Below are 14,545 nucleotides of genomic sequence, written 5' to 3' on the forward strand. Positions count from 1 at the left end.
AAATGGCCCAGATCGTAGTCAAAAACGTAAAGAAGATGTTCGGCGATTTCACGGCTGTCCGCGAAAGTTCGTTCACGATTGAAGACGGCGAGTTTTTCATGCTGCTGGGGCCATCCGGTTGCGGGAAAACGACGACGCTGCGGATGATCGCGGGATTGGAGCTTCCAACGTCGGGCGAAATCTATCTGGACGGCGAAGAGATCAGCCAGCGGCCGCCATCAGAGCGGGACATTGCCTTCGTGTTCCAGATGTTCGCGCTGTATCCGCACATGAACGTGCGCAAGAACATCAGCTACCCCCTGATATCGCAGGGCATGCCGCGCGCTGCTGTCAAAGCCAAAGTAGAGGAAGTCGCGGGAATACTAGGGATCAAGGACATCCTCGATAGCCCGGTAGGCGGTCTTTCAGGTGGCGACAGGCAACGCGTGGCGCTGGGGCGCGCAATTGTTCGCGAACCCAAGGCGTTCATGATGGACGAACCTCTTGGCGCTTTGGATGCCGAGTTTCGTGAGCACATGGCCGAAGAATTGCGTGCGCTTCATGATCGCATGGGCGCAACCACTGTTTACGTCACACACGATCAGTTGGAAGCCATGCAAATGGGCGACAAGATCGTGGTGATGAACAACGCCGTGATCGAACAATTCGGCACGCCGCAGGAAATCTACGACAAACCTGCCACGATGTTCGTTGCAGATTTTATCGGTTCACCTTCGATGAACTTCCTGCCGTTTCAAGGAAAGGTCGAGCCTGGCTCGGAAATGGTACGACTGAATGGTCATGACGAAGCCGTGCCCAAGCTGATGGAAGGGGCGGAAGGTGATCTGGTGTTTGGTGTCCGCCCCGAACATGTTTTTCTGTCGGATGCGAGTGCCTACCGAGCCAAAGTCCTGGCCGCAGAATATCTTGGCACCACCCAGATCGTGACGCTGCAAAGCCCGAACGGAGAGCTGAAAGCCCGGATTGATGCTCGCGAAACCGTCAATCCCGGCGAGACGGTCGGATTGGAATTCCGATCATCCGCAGTGACCCTTTTCGAAAAATCTACCGGACGCGCGTTGAGGTCCGCACTGAACGACGAGGTACTGAGCAATGGCTGAAGTCGTTTTGGAAAACATTTCGAAGTCATTCGACGACATCAAAGCGGTGGATGATATCTCAATGACGATCCCCAACGGTGCCTTCGTGGTGTTGTTGGGTCCGACGGGTGCGGGAAAAACAACAACGCTGAGATTGATATCCGGGCTTGAGAAGCTGGATTCAGGCACAGTTCGCATTGCCGGGCGCGACGTCGGGATGGATACACCCGCCCAGCGCGACGTGGCGATGGTCTTCCAGCAATACTCGCTGTACCCGCATATGACAGTGCGTGAAAACCTGTCTTTCCCTCTGCGGTCGCCGATCCTGAAGACACCAGAGGATGAGATCGCCAGGAAGGTCAACGAAGTCTCGGAGATCCTGCAGATCCCGCACAAGCTGGACAACAAAGCCACCGAATTGTCCGGCGGCGAAATGCAGCGAGTGTCGATCGGACGGGCGCTGGTGCGCGACCCCCAGATATTCCTGATGGACGAACCGCTCAGCTCTTTGGATGCCAAGCTTCGGGCGGATTTGCGGGTCGAACTGAAAAGAATTCAGGCCGACCTGGGATCAACCTTGCTTTATGTGACCCATGATCAGGTGGAAGCCATGACAATGGCCACGCATATCGGCGTGTTGGAAAACGGCAGGCTGGTTCAATACGGTACCCCCCGCGATATCTACGAAAATCCCGGCAGCGTTTACGTGGCCAGCAGGTTGGGTCTGCCACGGATAAACATCCTGCCGTCCGAGTTGTTCGGAGGCGACCACAAAGGCCCGCAGATTGGTCTTCGCCCGGAAAACATCGTTGAAGGTGAAGGCCGTGAGGCGCGCGTGATACGCGCCGAGCACCTGGGCGATCAAACACGGCTGCACCTGGACCTAAACGGTCACCCGGTCGTGACGTTGATAGATGTCCACCAGGACTATCCAACTGGAAAAATAATAAAAATCCGCCCCCACAACCCATTGTATTTTGACGCGTCCGGCGCGCGGGTGAATTAAGGAGCAAAGCATGGCCCAGTTCCTCAACACAAAAGAAACTCTGGTAACAGATGCCATAGACGGTCTTCTGGCCTCCTCTGGAGGGAGGCTTACCCGGCTGGACGGCTACCCGCATATCAAAGTTGTCTACAGGTCGGATTGGGACAAGTCGAAGGTGGCGTTGGTGTCCGGTGGAGGGTCAGGTCACGAACCCGCCCATGCAGGCTTTGTTGGCGCCGGAATGCTGACGGCCGCAGTCTGCGGCGAAGTGTTTGCGTCCCCGTCGGTCGAGGCGGTTCTGGCGGGCATTCTTGCAGTCACGGGTGAGGCAGGGTGCTTGCTGATCGTCAAGAATTATACCGGTGACCGGTTGAACTTTGGGCTGGCCGCCGAACGCGCCCGTGCATTGGGTCGCAAGGTTGAAATGGTGGTCGTCGACGACGACATCGCCCTGCCCGACCTGCCGCAGCCACGTGGCGTGGCAGGCACGTTGTTCGTGCACAAAATCGCCGGAGCACTTGCTGAAAGTGGTGCTGATCTGGACACCGTTGCCAAAGCAGCCAGAAGCACCATCGAGAAGGTTGTCAGCATCGGTATGAGCCTGGACACCTGTACTGTTCCGGGATCTCCGAAAGAAGACAGGATCGCACCTGGCAAAGCGGAACTTGGTTTGGGCATCCATGGCGAGCCGGGTGTGCAGCAAGTCGAGTTCTCAAGTGCCGTATCGGCCATGTCCACAATGGTGGAGAAACTGAGGCAACGACTTGGGGCTGGGGAATGTGTAGCTTTGGTGAACAACCTCGGTTCCACAACTCCGCTGGAAATGGCTGTCCTCACGCACGCCTTGTCCGAAACCGGTATTGCCCACCATATCATCGGCCCGGCCCCCATGATGACATCGCTGGATATGCACGGGTTTTCTGTTTCCATTCTGCCCGTGGATCAGGACGATTTGTCAGCTCTTGAAGCACCCGTTGATCTGGCCGCGTGGCCCGGAGTCAATTCCATCGACCCGGTCAAAGTGGCACCATTGCCTGACGGCCTGACCCCGATCGATCCAATTCCTTCGAACAATCCCACCACAAGGGAAACGATCTCGCGCTTGTCTGAACTCCTCATCAACGCTGAGAAGAACCTGAACGAACTGGACGCGAAATCCGGTGATGGCGATACAGGAAGCACATTGGCGACGGCCGCAAGAGCGCTGCAAGGCAGCCTTGACCGCATGCCGCTCGCTGATTTGACTCAGCTGTTCCCGGCGTTGGGCAATGAATTGAGCCAAACCATGGGTGGCTCCTCCGGTGTGATACTAGCAATTTTCTTCAATGCAGCTGGTGACGCATGTGCCAATGGGGCAACCGTAGCCAAATCCCTGGAAGAAGGCCTGAAACGCGTCAGCCAAGTTGGAGGCGCCAAGGTCGGCGACAGAACAATGATTGACGCCTTGGCACCGGCGCTTGCCGCTCTCCCGTCGGGGTTGGCCCATGCAGCAAGTGCCGCCCGCGAAGGAGCGAACAAAACGGCCAAAATTCGCCGTGCGAAGGCGGGCCGAGCAGCCTATGTTCCCGAAGAAAACCTAGTTGGACATAACGATCCCGGCGCTGAGGCCGTTGCCTTGTTGTTCGAGGGCTTGGCGCGGGAGCTTGAGGGCTGAGGAACACGTGGCAGACCAAAAACAAAAACTAGAATTGGTGAAGAAGCCAACCGTCAATGACATCGCGCGGGTTGCGGGTGTCAGTCTTGCGACTGTGGACCGGGTCTTGAACAGGCGCCCCGGCGTGCGCGCAGTAACCGTTCAGAAAGTACAAAAGGCAATTGATGAACTGGGGTATGTGCGCGACACCGCCGCGGCCAACCTCGCACGAAACCGGGTTTACAATTTCCTTTTTGTTTTGCCGGACACCGACAATGAATTTGTGGAAGCGATCAGCAACCAGATCGCAGAGCAATCCCGTGACCAGTTTATCGAGCGGACACGCATTACGATCAAAAGGGTCGCTCCGTTTGAACCGCAGGATATCGTCAACATTCTGGATGCTGTCGATAGTTTGGATGTTGATGGAGTTGCCGTTTTCGGACCCGAAACGCCTTCTGTTCGCGATGCCGTGAGACGGCTCAAGGACAAAGGGGTTCCGGTGGTTGCTTTGGTGTCTGACCTGCCGAGTTCCGAGCGAGACCACTTTGTAGGAATTGACAACGTTTCCGCAGGACGAACCGCCGGTCAATTGATGGGGCGTTTCGTGCATCGGGAAGGCAAGGTCCTGGTTCTGACTGGCTCTCGTTTGGCGCGTGACCACCTAGAGCGTCGCCAGGGCTTTGATCTTGTTGTGGCCGAGGAGTTTCCGCATCTCGAGGTCGTGGCGTCTGTTGAGGGCCGGGATGACCCGGATCTGATTTACAAGATGATGCCCGAAATCTTCGAAACCTACCCGGATCTGGTCGGAATATACTCGTCAGCAGCGGGCAATGCCGGCCTTATTCAATTCCTTTCGGAAAACAAGCTCAGCAAGGATCTGGTGATCATAGCGCATGAACTGACTCCGCTTAGTCGAGAGGCTCTGAGGCTTGGCACGTTTGACGCCCTGATCTCGCAAGACACCGGGCACATTGTTCGTTCAGCCGTCCGTCTTCTGCGCGCGACTTCAGACAAAGTCCCATTCAACAAAGCGCAGGAACGTATCCGTATCGACATCTATCTGAGGGAAAATTTACCGCCATAGCGGCTGAGGTTTTGGGGAGGAAACTTATGAAAACGATCAAAGGTCCAGCATTATTTCTTGCACAATTCGCAGGGGACGAAGCACCGTTCAATTCGTGGGACGCAATTACCAAATGGGCGGCTGACTGTGGATACAAGGGCGCCCAGGTTCCCAGTTGGGATGGCCGGTTGTTCGACCTAGAACAGGCCGCGTCCAGCACCGGATATTGCGATGACTTCAAAGGCAAAGCCAGGGAAAATGGCGTCGAAGTCACTGAACTGTCAACGCACCTTCAGGGTCAGCTTGTGGCCGTTCACCCGGCCTATGACAGCGCCTTTGATGGCTTTGCCGCCGAGAGCGTCAGAGGAAACCCGAAAGCCCGGCAAGAATGGGCCGTAGACCAGGTCAAAAAAGCATTGTCCGCTTCGAAGAACCTGGGCATTTCGGCGCATGCGACATTCTCGGGCGCGTTGGCGTGGCCCTACGTCTATCCCTGGCCGCAGCGCCCTGCCGGCTTGATCGAAACGGCATTTGATGAACTCGCCCGCCGTTGGGTGCCAATCCTTGACCACGCCGAAGAATGCGGCGTCGATGTCTGCTACGAAATTCACCCCGGAGAGGACCTCCACGACGGCGTGACCTACGAGATGTTCCTCGAACGGACAGGCAATCACCCAAGGGCATGCATGTTGTACGACCCATCGCACTACGTGCTGCAATGCCTCGACTATCTGGACAATATCGACATCTACAAGGATCGAATCCGGATGTTCCATGTCAAAGATGCCGAGTTCAACCCGACCGGGCGGCAAGGGGTTTATTCAGGATACCAAAGCTGGGTCGATCGTGCCGGCCGGTTCCGGTCGCTTGGTGATGGCCAGGTGGATTTCGGGGCGGTCTTCTCAAAAATGGCGGCGAACGACTTTGATGGCTGGGCTGTGGTCGAATGGGAATGCTGCCTCAAACACCCCGAGGATGGAGCGCGTGAGGGCGCTCAGTTTGTGTCGGATCACATCATCCGTGTGACCGAGAAAGCCTTTGATGATTTCGCGGACGGTGGTGCTGACGAAGCCGCCAATCGCAAAATGCTGGGGATCGAATAATGGTTACAGGACGCAGTGAAGAAGCCTCGGGACGCATTCGGCTTGGCATGGTCGGCGGCGGAAATGACGCCTTCATAGGCGGCGTTCATCGCATAGCAGCGCGATTGGACGAAAGGTTCGAGCTGGTTGCCGGCGCTTTGTCTTCGACGCCCGAAAAATCCATTGAAAGCGGCCGGGCATTGGGTCTCGAACGGGTCTATGCAGACTTCAAACAAATGGCGATCCGGGAAGCCCGGCTCAAATCCGGGATTGAAGCGGTCTCAATCGTCACGCCAAATCACGTCCACTATGCCGCCGCGCGTGAATTCCTGAAACGCGGGATTCACGTCATTTGTGACAAGCCACTCACCTCGACCCTTGCCGATGCAAAAAAGCTGGTCAACGCGGCGGAAAGCGCGAATGCCCTGTTCATTTTGACCCACAACTACACGGGCTACCCGATGGTTCGGCAGGCGCGTGAAATGGTTGCCAACGGCGATATTGGCAAGATCCGCGTCGTCCAGGTTGAGTACCCGCAGGACTGGCTGACCGAGCAGCAGGATTTCAAACAGGCGGAGTGGCGAACTGACCCCGAACGCTCGGGCGCAGGTGGGTCAACCGGTGACATCGGAACCCATGCCTACAACCTCGCTTGTTTTGTGACCGGGCTGAGGGCGGAAAGCCTTGCGGCGGATCTGCAGGCCTTTGTGCCGGGGCGCAAAGTCGATGACAACGCACATGTCTTGCTTCGCTTCGAGGGCGGCGCGCGGGGTATGCTGTGGTCCTCTCAGGTGGCTCCTGGTAATGAAAACGCACTTCGGTTGCGGGTCTACGGCGAAAAAGGTGGGCTGGAGTGGGCTCAGGAAGACCCGAACTATCTCTGGTTTACGCCCTACAACGAGCCAAAGCGTCTGATCACCCGCAATGGCGCTGGAGCTGGTGACGCTGCCAATCGCTTGAGCAGAGTTCCTCCGGGCCATCCCGAGGGGTATCTTGAAGGGTTCGCCAATATATATGGAGAGGCTGCTAAGGCAATCCAGGCTTTCCGAAATGGGATTTCACCTGAGGCGAGCGTTGTTTACCCAACCGTGCATGACGGGCTAGACGGTGTTAAATTTGTAGCCGCTTGTGTGCAAAGCTCGTCCAGAAACGCGGCTTGGGTCAAGTTGGAGTAAGTCTGGCTGTGGGCATTGGCTAGGCACCGGATACTGAGCCAGACAACCCTTCCCTGCCACTCGGCTCGTCCGACCACCAGTTCGCCGCAGTATAGGAACTATGTGGCCGCCAAAACCACAGCCCGCCGGCGAAGCAATCCTTCGCCGCATCGTCCACCGATGGCCGCTCTGCGGACGAAGCCGCCAACGCGGCCAGCAAGTACAAATGGCCCGAACCGGCCCACAAAGGAACCATCGGCAAGAGCGTCAATCCAGCACAGCAGCTCAAAGATATCAGCGACCGCTTTTCAGAAAGATCGCCGCAACGGAAGGCGATCACGGCAAAACTGGATGGGTACGAATAGCCTCCAACCATCACGTATCCGCTGCCGGATTTTGAGGTCTCGGTTTGCGCCTCCAGGCCAAGCAACCGAGCGCGCAAGCCCCTCGATTTGACGACCCTGTATTTTTTCTGATAGACAGCGCGCCCTTTCCCAAAAATAGGAGGACCTGCAGATGTGGGTAGCATTCTCGACGCCCGAGGGTTCGGGCTTTTTCTCAGCCGTTGCCAAGGATGAGGACGGCAACACCAGCGGGCCGCACATGGGATCCCGCGTCTGCCTGCGGTTTCGCCGCGCACAGGACGCCGAATTGCTGCGCGACTATGGCATGGACGGTCAGGTGATCGAGACACCGGGCGGCGACTACCGTTACCGGGCATTCATACCGCGCAACCACCTCGTGACCGTGCTGATGAACTTGGGCAACCACATGTCTTACCCCAATTTCAAGGCCAGCATCCCAAAAGATGATGTGGCGTTTGAACGCGCCTGTCACGAGGTTTGGGCGGCATTCGGCGAACTACAGGAAGGCGGACCATATGGAATGGGGTGAAACACCCCATTAAACCCAGCGCGGTTGCCTCGAAGTTGTCTTGAGACAAAACACCTCGGTTTCACCACATGGGCCAAACTGCCAAAAACACTGTTTTTCGGGAGTTACCAGTGGCGGACCGAGGAGGATTCGAACCCCCGACCCCTTGATTCGTAGTCAAGTACTCTATCCAGCTGAGCTATCGGTCCGCGTTGGTGAGGCGGTATTTAGACCCGGCGTTCGGGACGTGCAACCCGATTCTTCAAAAATATTTCAAAAACCCATCTCTCCCCGTGGGAGCCTTATTTCAAAGACCGTGCCCTCGGGGCCGGTGCTGGTCAGCACCAATTCTCCCCCGTGGCCGCGCACCAGTTCCTGCGAAATCGCCAGACCCAAGCCCGAGCCACCTTTGCGCACACCACCCTGAAACGGCGTGAACAGATTCTCCTGCGCTCGTGGCGGCAAACCGGGGCCGGTATCTCGAACCTCGATGACCCATGCGTCCTGATCTTCGCAGGCCGAAATCGTGATTTTTCCTGGTTGGCCGGATGTCATCAGTGCTTGGCGTGCGTTGCGCACAAGGTTCATGATGACCCGGAACATCTGTTCCGGATCGGCCCGAACGACCAAGTCTTCGGGAACGTCGTTGGCGATTTCGATACAGCCGCCGTCTACGGCCAGAGCCTCGCTGGACGCTACGTCGGCAGCGATATCGCGCAACCGCACCTTGGTCAGGGTGGGCGCGGGCTCTTCGGCCCGCCCGAAGGCCAGCGTACTTTCGCACAGGGACACCGCCCGGGTGATCGAGTTGACCAGCTTGGGCGCCATCCGTCGGACCAGCGGGTCGTCGCTGGCTTCGATCCGGTCAGTGAACAGCTGGGCCGAGGTCAGGATGTTGCGCAGATCGTGGCTGACCTTGGCCACCGCGCCACCCAATTGTGCCAGCCTCTCGCGCTGTTTCAGGGCCTGGGTCAGGTCGGTCTGCAGCATCTGCAGGGCTTCTTCAGCCTCGCGCAGTTCGGTCACCTTGGATTGGGGCGAGATGATGCCGCGCGCATCCTCGGGTGCACGGGCGTAACGCTGCATGTAGCCCACCACGCTTTTGATCGGGCGCACCAGAACCACCCGCACCGCGAGAAACAGAAAAAACGCGGTGATGATGGAGATGACAAAGGACAGACCGAGGATGCGCAGGCCATAATCGATCATCGCCATACGCAAGGGCGCGCTGTCCATGGTGACTTCGATAAGCAGGCCCGCATCCCGCACAGGCTGCCCGATGACGCGAATGACCTGGTTCTCGGGCGTGAAGAAACGGATCATCGCGTCCCGAATGAGAACCCAAGGCCCGGCGCCTCGCAGATCATAGGTCTTGGCGACCTGGTCTGGGATAGGGGAAGACAGCATCAGCTGGCGCACCTCGTCCCGGCGCAGCACCACGTTGTAGACCCCTGCATTGGCCAGAAGCTCGGCCTCAAGTTCGTCTGCCAGCATGTCGTCTGCCAGCAGCGCCAGCGAGGCGATCTGGGCGCGTTCCAGCCGGTTCAGAAGGAAATCCTCGCGGAAGCGCGCGATCGACGGCACGAAGATCAGCACCTCGGCCAACATCACGAAGACCGTCGTCAAGATCAGGAAACGACCCGACAGCGAGTTCAAGTGGCGCTCCTTTCCCGATCAGGGGATCCAGCGCTGGACCAGCCTGACCACTCGTTCAACCATCTGATTCTCAAACAGTCTTGGCGAGAAATAGGCGCCCGCCACCCGTTTGTTAAGCTCTCCGATCGTGGGATAGGGCGACACCATCGCCGCGATCTGGCTCATCTTCAGGTTATTGGCCAGCGCCAGAGACCACAAGTTGATCAGTTCGCCGGCCTGATGCCCCACGATTGTGGCCCCCACCGGTCGCCCCTTGACGACCATGACCTTGATGAACCCGGTCGTTTTGCGTTCAGCCACGGCGCGATCGTTGTGGGCATAGTCGAACCGGGCGATCTCGACCTTGTCGCCGTGGCGGTCGCGCGCCTGCGCCTCGGTCAGGCCGACCTGGGCCAGTTCGGGGTCGGTATAGGTTGCCCAGGGGATATGCGCCGTCTTGGCCTTGGACCGCAGCCCGAACAGGGCCGAACGGATGATGACCCCGGCATGATATCCAGCCACATGGGTGAACTGCATCCCGCCCGCGACGTCGCCAATCGCATAGACCCGCCGGTTGGTGGTGCGCAGGCTGTCATCCACATTGATGCCCGTGTGCGTCCGGTCGATCCCCGCAGCCTGCAGGTTCAGGCGGTCGGTGTTGGCCTTGCGTCCCACCGCCAGCAGCAGGTGCGAGCCTGCATGGACCGCGCCATCCTCGGTGACGACCTCGACCGCGCCGGCCTTCCCGCGCACCCGGGCCACCATCGCATGTTCCAGTACTTCGACCCCTTCGGCGCGCAGGGCCTCCAATACCACTGCGGCTGCCTCGGGGTCATCCTTGCCCAGCGCCCGCGCGCCTTCGATCACCGTCACCTTGCAGTCCAGCCGGACATGCGCCTGCGCCATCTCCATGCCGATGGGTCCCCCGCCAATGATCAGCAGGTGGTCGGGCTTGTCGCGCAACTCGAAGATGGTCTCGTTGGTCTCAAACGGCACCTGGTCCAGCCCCGGGATCGGCGGCACCAGCGGCGACGAGCCCGTGGCGATCACCACGCGGCGGGGGGTGATGACGAAATCGCCGGCCTGCACCTGCGTGGGCGACAGAAAAGTCCCCCAGTCGCGAATGACGCGCACGCCGAATCCCTCGAACCGTTCCTGGCTGTCCATGGGCTCGATCTGAGCGATGACGTCCCGCAGATGATCCTTGGCGGCGGCATAGTCCACCTGCGGCGCGTGGTCGGCAACGCCGAACGGCGCGGCATGGCTCTGCGCATGGGCCAGCTTGGCGCTGGCCAGCAGAGCCTTGGACGGCACGCAGCCATAGTTCAGGCAGTCGCCACCCATCTTGTGCCCTTCCAGCAGGATCACGTCGGCGCCCATCTGGCTGGCCCCCGCGGCCACCGACAGGCCACCCGACCCAGCCCCGATCACCAGGATGTCGGTCTTGAGTTCTTGCATGGATCAAAGGCCCCTTCGGCCGCGCATGAATTTGAGGATAATCGGCAGAGCCGCCAGCGCGCACAGCCCCAGGATCGGGCCGATCACGAAGGGCTCGGTCAGCAGCGACAAGTCCGGCGTCTCGCCCCGGTCGAACACGCCGCCCAGGCCGACGCCGATCCAAGTATAGACGATGCCGCCCGGAATGATGCCCAGCGCCGTGGTCAGCAGAAAGTTCCGGAACTTCACCCCCACCAGCGCTGGCACCAGGTTGGCGACGAAGAACGGCACCACCGGCACCAGCCGCATCAGGAACAGCACCGGGATCTCGTTCTCGCGCAACCCGTCCTTGATTCGCTTGACGGTGCCTTCCGAGGCCTCCAGCCGCGCCGTCAACGTCTCACCCAACCCCCAGCGGGCCGCCAGAAAGATCGCCGAGGCCCCCACGGTTGCAGAGAAGACGTTGAACACGGTGCCCGCGAACAGTCCGAACAGGAACCCGCCCGTCATCGAGGCCACGGCCGCACCGGGCAGAGAAAAGGTGACGATCAGGACGTAAACCAGGATGAAAACGCCCGCCAACGACCAGTAGTTGGCGTCGCGCCAGGCCAACAGCGCCTCGCGATTGTCGCGCAGGGTTTCAAAGGTCAGGTAGTCGCCCAGCGCAAAGAAGCCAATGACGGCAACTGTCAGGATCACGATCAGAGGAATATGTCGCGCCAGCCCGCTGCGCGGCACCTGGGTGGTTTCGGTCATCTTGTCGTCCGGGTTCGAATGCTTCATCTGCCCCACAAGATGCGCGCTTGGCCTTCTGTGCAACAGGGTCCTCACGCCGGGTTGAACACGCACCGGTTCAATGTGAGAAATCCGCCATCCTCGGGCTGATTCTGAAACTTTTGCCCGGTCGCCCGACAGAATTGTTGCAAAAGGCACGAAAACCGTTGCGATGGGGTTTGACTTGCCCGCCGGTTCCCAGTAGAGGACGGGCTTCGAACACCACGGGCAGGCGAATCCGCGCCGCACCCGACCGCCAAAGATTGGAGACGGAGCGATGAAACGCACCTATCAGCCTTCGAACCTGGTTCGCAAACGCCGCCACGGTTTCCGCGCGCGCATGGCCACCAAGGCCGGCCGCAAGATCCTGAACGCACGCCGTGCCCGCGGCCGCAAGTCGCTGAGCGCATAAACCGCGCGACCTTTCAGGTTTTGAACATGACGCCGCCGGAGGCCCCTGTGGATGGCACTGACCACCCCGGGGATATGCCCCCGGCGGCGTCCGTTTGCGCGCCTGCCCTGTCGGTGCTGCGCAAGCGCAGCGATTTCCTCAGGGCCGCACGGGCGCGCAGACAGGGCACGCCTTCCATGATGGTGCAGGCCCGCAAGCGCGCCCCGGATGAGGCCGAGGGCATTCGTGTCGGATTCACCTGCTCGAAGAAGGTCGGCAATGCCGTGGCCCGCAACCGGGCCAAGCGCCGGCTGCGCGAGGCGGCGCGCGCCGTTCTGCCGAACCATGGCCGGGACGGATGGGATTACGTCCTGATCGGACGGGCCGAGGTGACCGCTGCCCGCACCTTTGACGCTCTGCTGGATGATCTGCGCCAGGCCCTGCGCAAGATCCACAGCCCGCGCAAATGACCCCTCTTGCCCATATCCTCGCGCTGCCAATCCGGGCCTACCGGCTGATCTTCAGCCCGTGGGTGGGGTTCAATTGCCGCTATCAGCCGACCTGCTCGGCCTATGCGCTGGAAGCGCTAGAAAAGCACGGTCCGATCAAGGGCGCTTGGCTGGCCGCGCGCCGTATCGGGCGCTGCCACCCTTGGGGCGGCGACGGCTATGACCCGGTGCCCGACGACACGCCCTGATCTGACACCCCGTCACGCTTGACCCAAGGGGGCTGCGCCGCTGAACATCGGTTTCAGCAACAACCATCCGAGGCGCCCATGTCCAAATCCCACGCCCGCAAGACCCTGCCCACGCATGAGGTGACGAACCAACCGCCCGACCAAGGGGACGTTGACCTGTGGGCCTCTGATCTGGTTCTGCGCGATTGCGCCACGCGCGCCGGGGCACGGGCGGCCCCGCTGGCCGCCTACGGGGCCGCTTTGGGCCGGGCCGAAACGCGCGAGGCCGGGCGCGACGCCAACCTGCACCCGCCCGAACTCTGCCTCTTCGACCGGGGTGGCCGCCGCCTGGACGAGGTGCGGTTCCACCCGGCCAATCATCACATGATGGATCTGAGCCAATCGGCAGGCTATGCCGCGCTCGCCTGGGACGGAGCGCCGGGCGGTCACGCCACCCATGCCACGATGGTCTATCTGGCCAGCCAGGTCGAGCCGGGCCATTGCTGCCCGCTGACCATGACCTATGCCGCCGTGCCGGCGCTGGCCGCCAACCCCGAACTGGCCGAAATCTGGCGCCCGAAACTGACCGCCGACACTTATGACCCGGCCCCCCGCCCGATCGGAGAAAAACGCTCGGCGACCTTGGGCATGGCGATGACCGAGAAACAGGGCGGCTCGGACGTGCGTGCCAATACCACCACCGCCAACCGTGACGGCGATGCCTGGCGGCTGCGCGGCCACAAATGGTTCTGCTCGGCCCCGATGTCCGACGGGTTCCTGACGCTGGCGCAGGCTCCGGGCGGGCTGACCTGCTTTCTGCTGCCCCGCTGGCTGGAAGGCGAGCGCAACGCCATCCACCTGATGCGCCTCAAGGACAAGCTGGGCAACCACGCCAATGCCTCGTCCGAAGTCGAGTTCCATGACGCGCTGGCCTATCAGCTGGGCGACGAGGGGGCCGGCGTGCGCACGATCATCGAGATGGTTCATCACACCCGGCTCGACACCGCGATGGCCCCCGCCGGCCTGATGCGCGCAGCCCTGTCCGAAGCGCATCACTGGGTCAGCCACCGCAGCGCCTTTCAGCGCCGCCTGATTGACCAGCCGCTGATGCGCGCCGTTCTGGCCGATCTGGTGCTGGACTGGGAAGGCGCGCTGACCTTGGGCCTGCGCGTGGCCCGCGCCTTTGACGGGGACACCGCCGAAGACTGCGCCTTTGCCCGGATCGGGGTGGCGCTGGCCAAGTTCGTGTCGAACAAACGCTGCCCAGTCGTGGCGGTCGAGGCGATGGAGGTGCTGGGCGGCATGGGCTATGTCGAAGACACGCCGATGCCGATGATCTATCGCGAAGCGCCCCTGAACGGCATTTGGGAGGGGTCGGGCAACGTGATCTGCCTGGACATTCTGCGCAGCCTTGCGCGCGACCCGCTGGCCGCCCAGACCTTGCAGGCCGAACTGGACGCGGCAACCGGAGCCGACCGCCGTTATGACGCCGCCCTGAAGGCGCATCGCGACCGCTGGCCCACCCTGCCCCCCGAGGCCGAGGCCCGCTGGTTCGCCGAGGCCACCGCGCATCTGCTGACCGCCGCGCTGCTGCTGCGCCACGCGCCCGGTGCGGTGGCCGATGGATATATTGCCACGCGGGTTCTGGGCGAAAGCGGGCGCATACCCGGATCGGTCTCGGGGCTGGACACCGACGTCCTGCTGGGCCGGCTGTCCGGCTAGGCGGGCCTTGCCCGGTCGGCGCATCTGCGGTAGGGGCT

At 60.7% G+C, this 14,545-nt stretch carries 14 protein-coding genes and 1 tRNA gene; 11 read left to right on the forward strand and 4 right to left on the reverse strand.

All coding sequences use genetic code 11. The features are described 5' to 3' along the window. The first annotated feature begins 2 nt into the window (after window positions 1–2). From ACR0NY_RS18485 to ACR0NY_RS18515, 7 genes are all read left to right on the forward strand, one after another. Complete coding sequence (locus tag ACR0NY_RS18485; RefSeq protein WP_170370192.1) at window positions 3–1,100, forward strand: ABC transporter ATP-binding protein; 1,098 nt, start codon at window positions 3–5, stop codon at window positions 1,098–1,100. After that, window positions 1,093–2,085: an ABC transporter ATP-binding protein gene (locus ACR0NY_RS18490; RefSeq protein ID WP_170342910.1), complete on the forward strand. Its 993-nt coding sequence runs from the start codon at window positions 1,093–1,095 to the stop codon at window positions 2,083–2,085. Before ACR0NY_RS18485 ends, ACR0NY_RS18490 begins: the two co-directional genes overlap by 8 nt. A 10-nt stretch (window positions 2,086–2,095) precedes the next feature. After that, window positions 2,096–3,718: a dihydroxyacetone kinase subunit DhaK gene (locus tag ACR0NY_RS18495; RefSeq protein WP_170370193.1), complete on the forward strand. Its 1,623-nt coding sequence runs from the start codon at window positions 2,096–2,098 to the stop codon at window positions 3,716–3,718. Between the two features lie 7 nt (window positions 3,719–3,725). Then, complete coding sequence (locus ACR0NY_RS18500; protein ID WP_170343496.1) at window positions 3,726–4,784, forward strand: LacI family DNA-binding transcriptional regulator; 1,059 nt, start codon at window positions 3,726–3,728, stop codon at window positions 4,782–4,784. A gap of 26 nt (window positions 4,785–4,810) precedes the next feature. Then, complete coding sequence (locus ACR0NY_RS18505) at window positions 4,811–5,866, forward strand: sugar phosphate isomerase/epimerase family protein (protein ID WP_170370195.1); 1,056 nt, start codon at window positions 4,811–4,813, stop codon at window positions 5,864–5,866. Further along, entirely contained in the window at window positions 5,866–7,020 is a 1,155-nt protein-coding gene (locus tag ACR0NY_RS18510) for a Gfo/Idh/MocA family protein (RefSeq protein WP_170370197.1), read from the forward strand. The genes ACR0NY_RS18505 and ACR0NY_RS18510 overlap by 1 nt, the downstream gene beginning before the upstream one ends. A 495-nt stretch (window positions 7,021–7,515) precedes the next feature. Further along, window positions 7,516–7,893, forward strand: coding sequence for a hypothetical protein (locus ACR0NY_RS18515; RefSeq protein WP_170342917.1), 378 nt, complete (start codon window positions 7,516–7,518; stop codon window positions 7,891–7,893). A gap of 111 nt (window positions 7,894–8,004) precedes the next feature. Here the strand turns inward: ACR0NY_RS18515 and ACR0NY_RS18520 are convergent. The 4 genes from ACR0NY_RS18520 to ACR0NY_RS18535 all read right to left on the reverse strand — a co-directional run bounded on the left by ACR0NY_RS18520 (window position 8,005) and on the right by ACR0NY_RS18535 (window position 11,700). After that, a tRNA-Arg gene (locus ACR0NY_RS18520) sits at window positions 8,005–8,081 on the reverse strand. 64 nt (window positions 8,082–8,145) lie between these two features. After that, entirely contained in the window at window positions 8,146–9,528 is a 1,383-nt protein-coding gene (locus ACR0NY_RS18525) for a sensor histidine kinase (protein WP_254433003.1), read from the reverse strand. A gap of 18 nt (window positions 9,529–9,546) precedes the next feature. Continuing rightward, entirely contained in the window at window positions 9,547–10,965 is a 1,419-nt protein-coding gene (locus ACR0NY_RS18530; RefSeq protein ID WP_170370200.1) for a dihydrolipoyl dehydrogenase family protein, read from the reverse strand. Window positions 10,966–10,968: 3 nt separating this feature from the next. Next, the gene (locus ACR0NY_RS18535; RefSeq protein ID WP_170370202.1) at window positions 10,969–11,700 is read right to left on the reverse strand and encodes a TVP38/TMEM64 family protein; all 732 of its coding nucleotides are present in this window, start codon (window positions 11,698–11,700) and stop codon (window positions 10,969–10,971) included. 295 nt (window positions 11,701–11,995) lie between these two features. On the opposite strand from ACR0NY_RS18535, the gene rpmH reads away from it, so the two are divergent. From rpmH to ACR0NY_RS18555, 4 genes are all read left to right on the forward strand, one after another. After that, window positions 11,996–12,130: a 50S ribosomal protein L34 gene (rpmH, locus tag ACR0NY_RS18540; protein ID WP_005980833.1), complete on the forward strand. Its 135-nt coding sequence runs from the start codon at window positions 11,996–11,998 to the stop codon at window positions 12,128–12,130. A gap of 26 nt (window positions 12,131–12,156) precedes the next feature. After that, complete coding sequence (gene rnpA / locus ACR0NY_RS18545) at window positions 12,157–12,579, forward strand: ribonuclease P protein component (RefSeq protein WP_170370204.1); 423 nt, start codon at window positions 12,157–12,159, stop codon at window positions 12,577–12,579. After that, entirely contained in the window at window positions 12,576–12,806 is a 231-nt protein-coding gene (gene yidD / locus ACR0NY_RS18550) for a membrane protein insertion efficiency factor YidD (RefSeq protein ID WP_170370206.1), read from the forward strand. The genes rnpA and yidD overlap by 4 nt, the downstream gene beginning before the upstream one ends. 78 nt (window positions 12,807–12,884) lie before the next feature. Further along, entirely contained in the window at window positions 12,885–14,507 is a 1,623-nt protein-coding gene (locus ACR0NY_RS18555; protein WP_170370208.1) for an acyl-CoA dehydrogenase family protein, read from the forward strand. The last annotated feature ends 38 nt before the right edge of the window (window positions 14,508–14,545 follow it).

This window comes from Ruegeria sp. BJ5 (genome assembly GCF_056537865.1).